Annotated in this window: 5 protein-coding genes; all 5 read left to right on the top strand. The window is 44.2% G+C overall.

The annotated features are described in order from the left end of the window. Positions 1–1,855, top strand: a 1,855-nt coding sequence (thrS, locus tag A3761_RS20135) for a threonine--tRNA ligase (protein WP_068750772.1), incomplete at its 5' end; no start/stop codon positions are given. A 56-nt stretch (positions 1,856–1,911) separates the two neighbouring features. Continuing rightward, on the top strand, positions 1,912–2,448 hold the full coding sequence (gene infC / locus A3761_RS20140; RefSeq protein ID WP_156499823.1) for a translation initiation factor IF-3: 537 nt from the start codon (positions 1,912–1,914) through the stop codon (positions 2,446–2,448). 46 nt (positions 2,449–2,494) lie between these two features. After that, on the top strand, positions 2,495–2,686 hold the full coding sequence (gene rpmI / locus A3761_RS20145; protein ID WP_068507660.1) for a 50S ribosomal protein L35: 192 nt from the start codon (positions 2,495–2,497) through the stop codon (positions 2,684–2,686). Between the two features lie 39 nt (positions 2,687–2,725). Continuing rightward, complete coding sequence (gene rplT, locus A3761_RS20150; RefSeq protein WP_068507658.1) at positions 2,726–3,085, top strand: 50S ribosomal protein L20; 360 nt, start codon at positions 2,726–2,728, stop codon at positions 3,083–3,085. Positions 3,086–3,188: 103 nt separating this feature from the next. Then, the coding region (locus A3761_RS20155; RefSeq protein WP_068750774.1) for a phenylalanine--tRNA ligase subunit alpha at positions 3,189–3,914 on the top strand (726 nt) is incomplete at its 3' end.

The following is a 3,914-nucleotide window of genomic DNA, read 5'->3' on the forward strand; positions in this document are numbered from 1 at the left end:
TATAGGTCCAGGTCTTGCCAAGGCAACCATCGCTGGTCGCGTAAATGATGTATTGGTCGATGCTTGTGAGTTGATTCAAGAAGATTCCACACTAAGTATTATCACTGCAAAAGATGAAGATGGCCTTGAAATATTGCGTCACTCATGCGCTCACCTTGTTGGTCACGCAATTAAGCAGCTTTGGCCTGATGTCAAAATGGCGATTGGCCCAACGATTGAAAATGGCTTCTACTATGATGTTGATTTAGAGCATCGTCTCACTGAAGAAGATATGGCAGCCCTCGAGAAGCGTATGCTTGAGCTTGCTAAGAAGAGCTATGACGTTGTTAAGAAGACCGTAAGCTGGCAAGAAGCACGAGATGCTTTCGAAGCGCGTGGTGAAACTTATAAAATGGAAATTCTTGACGAAAATATCGCCAAGACCGATACGCCAGCTTTGTATCACCATGAAGAATATATAGATATGTGCCGCGGCCCTCACGTGCCGAACATGAAATTCTGCCATCATTTTAAACTAATGCGTATTTCTGGCGCGTACTGGCGTGGCGATTCTGACAACAAAATGTTGCAGCGTATCTACGGTACAGCTTGGGCAGATAAGAAGCAGCTAAAGCAATATTTGAATCGCTTACAAGAAGCCGAAAAGCGAGACCATCGTAAAATAGGTAAGAAGTTAGACTTATTCCACATGCAGGATGAGGCGCCAGGTATGGTCTTCTGGCATGACAAGGGGTGGAGTATCTACCAGACTATCGAAAACTACATGCGTACCAAGCAGCGCAAGTATGGTTATAAAGAAATTAAGACGCCTCAAGTGGTTGAGCGTACGCTATGGGAGAAGTCGGGCCACTGGGATAAATTTAGTGAGCAGATGTTTACTACTCACTCAGAGAACGCAGACTTTGCAATCAAGCCGATGAACTGCCCATGCCACGTTCAGGTATTTAATCAAGGCTTGAAGAGTTATAAGGAGTTGCCCTTACGTCTTGCCGAGTTTGGTTCTTGCCATAGAAATGAAGCATCTGGCGCTTTGCACGGTATTATGCGAGTGCGTGGTTTTGTTCAGGATGATGCGCATATTTTCTGTGCTGAAGAGCAGATTCAGGAAGAAGTATCTTCCTTTATCGATATGTTGCACGAAGTTTATCAAGATTTTGGCTTTAGCGAGATTCTTTACAAGCTATCTACGCGACCAGAGAAACGCGTTGGTTCAGATGAGGTTTGGGATAAGTCCGAAGCAGCCTTAGCAGAATCTCTGGACGCTAAAGGCTTGAAGTGGGATTTATTGCCTGGTGAGGGAGCGTTTTACGGCCCTAAGATTGAATTCTCTTTGAAGGATTGTTTAGGCCGAGTATGGCAGTGTGGAACGATTCAAGTAGACTTTTCGATGCCGGGTCGACTAGACGCCCAATATGTAAGTGATCATCAGGAACGTAAAACTCCGGTCATGTTACACCGTGCTGTGTTAGGTTCTTTTGAGCGATTTATCGGTATTTTGATCGAACAGTACGAAGGTGCATTTCCATTCTGGTTGGCGCCTGAACAAGTCGCAATACTGAATATTACCGATAAACAGAGCGAATATTGCAAAAAAATACATAAAAATATCGAAGAAGCGGGATATAGAGCACATCTGGACTTGAGAAACGAGAAGATCGGCTTTAAAATTCGCGAGCACACAATTAACAAGATTCCTTATTTACTTGTTGTGGGTGATAAGGAAGTTGAAAATAATACAGTGGCTATTCGTACTCGTAAGGGAGAGGATCTTGGCGTGATGCCTTTAGAAGATGTTCTCGCGGTCTTCAAAGAAGATTTTGTACAGAAAGGTCGTATCGCAAATTCTGGTGAGTAAGCAGTATAAAATGTGCACCTCATCTATGTTTGCATTTTTAATGTGGAGAAATAGACATTAAGCGTAATAACCAAAGTGGCAAGTCAAAAAAAGCGTTGATCAACGAGAATATCGAAGCAACGGAAGTTCGTCTTATAGCAGAAGATGGTGAGCAGTTAGGTATTGTTCCGATAGAAGACGCGCTGGCTCGTGCCACACAAGTAAGTTTAGATTTGGTTCAAATTGCCAACAGTGATCCGATTGTGTGTAAAATCATGGATTACGGTAAAAAAGTATTTGAAGAGAAGAAGCAGAAAGCTGCCCAGAAGAAAAAGCAGAAGCAGACTCAAGTTAAAGAAATTAAGTTACGACCAGGGACGGAAGAGGGGGATTATCAGGTAAAACTACGCAACCTGATACGTTTCCTTGAAGGTGGGGACAAGGCCAAGGTGACGATTCGTTACCGCGGTCGTGAAATGGCACATCAGGAAATCGGCATGAAGCTACTTGAACGAGTCGAAACAGACTTGGAAGAGTACGGAACTGTTGAGCAGCGACCTAAAATGGAAGGTCGGCAAATGATGATGGTGTTGGCCCCGAAAAAGAGAAAATAGCGCGGTTGCTATTTTTGTTAATTTTTCCAATGCGGAGTGAGATATTATGCCTAAAATGAAAGCAAAAAGCGGTGCTACAAAACGCTTTAAGAAAACAGCTAACGGATTCAAGCACAAGCAATCCTTTACTAGCCATATTTTGACTAAAAAATCACCAAAGCGTAAGCGTCAGCTACGTGGATGCAAGCAGGTTGCAGACTCTGATCAGTCTTCAATCAAGCGTATGCTTCGTATTTAATTTTTAGCCATTAAAATATAGTTTAGTAAGGAGTCAAATATGCCTCGCGTAAAACGTGGTGTCCAGGCGAACCGTCGCCACAAGAAAGTATTAAAGCAAGCTAAAGGTTATTACGGAGCTCGTAGCCGTATCTATCGCGTAGCTAAGCAAGCCGTAATTAAAGCAGGTCAATATGCATACCGTGACCGTCGTCAGCGTAAGCGTCAGTTCCGTCGTCTATGGATCGCGCGTATCAATGCTGGTGCACGTTTAAACGGTTTGTCATACAGCCGATTAATCGCTGGCTTGAAAAAAGCTAACGTTGAGATCGACCGTAAAGTATTAGCTGACTTAGCAATGAACGACGCAGCAGTATTTACTGTTGTTGTTGAAAAGGCTAAAGCTGCACTAGCAAACTAAGACTTAGTTCAACACTCGTTGAAACATAAGTAATAGCTGGATAGGGGGCGAGACAACTCACCCCCTATTTTTATTTTGAGTACTGTTTTTTCGGAGAGCAGTAATGGAAAACCTTGAACAACTTGTTCAACGCGCCATTAGCGCTGTAGATGCAGCGGAAAAAATTCAAGAATTGGACCAGGTCAGAGTTGATTACCTAGGCAAGAAGGGTGAAATCACCCAGCTACTCAAAACATTGGGTAAGCTAGATGCGTCTGAAAGACCAGCGGCCGGAGCAAAGATAAACGAAGCCAAAGAAGGTGTCTTGGAAAAACTGTTAGCCAAGAAAGAGTCCCTTGAAACAGCTGAGCTTGAGAACAAGCTCCGTTCAGAAGCTGTGGATGTCACCTTGCCAGGCCGCGCAAGCGATACCGGTGGTTTGCACCCGGTAACCAAAACAATGCGCCGAATTGAGCAGTTTTTTGCCAGAGCCGGTTACTCAGTAGAAGTAGGCCCGGAAATCGAAGATGATTACCATAACTTCGAAGCTTTGAATATCCCGGGGCATCACCCGGCACGTGCTATGCACGACACCTTTTACTTTGATGCAAATACCTTATTAAGAACTCACACTTCACCTGTGCAAGTACGCACGATGGAGAAGGGAGAGCCACCATTTCGTATGATCTGTCCGGGCCGTGTATACCGTTGCGACTCCGACCAAACGCATACGCCGATGTTCCATCAGGTTGAAGGCCTGCTGGTGGAAGAGAATGTTAGTTTTGCTGACCTAAAGAGTACCATTGAAGATTTCCTTCAGGTGTTTTTTGAGCGAGACCTGGCTGTTCGT

It is taken from the genome of Oleiphilus sp. HI0123, assembly GCF_001635315.1.

Coding starts and splice junctions, on each gene's coding strand:
- rplT (WP_068507658.1), top strand. CDS start 2,726: ATGCCTCGCGTAAAACGTGGTGTCCAGGCGAACCGTCGCCACAAGAAA.
- rpmI (WP_068507660.1), top strand. CDS start 2,495: ATGCCTAAAATGAAAGCAAAAAGCGGTGCTACAAAACGCTTTAAGAAA.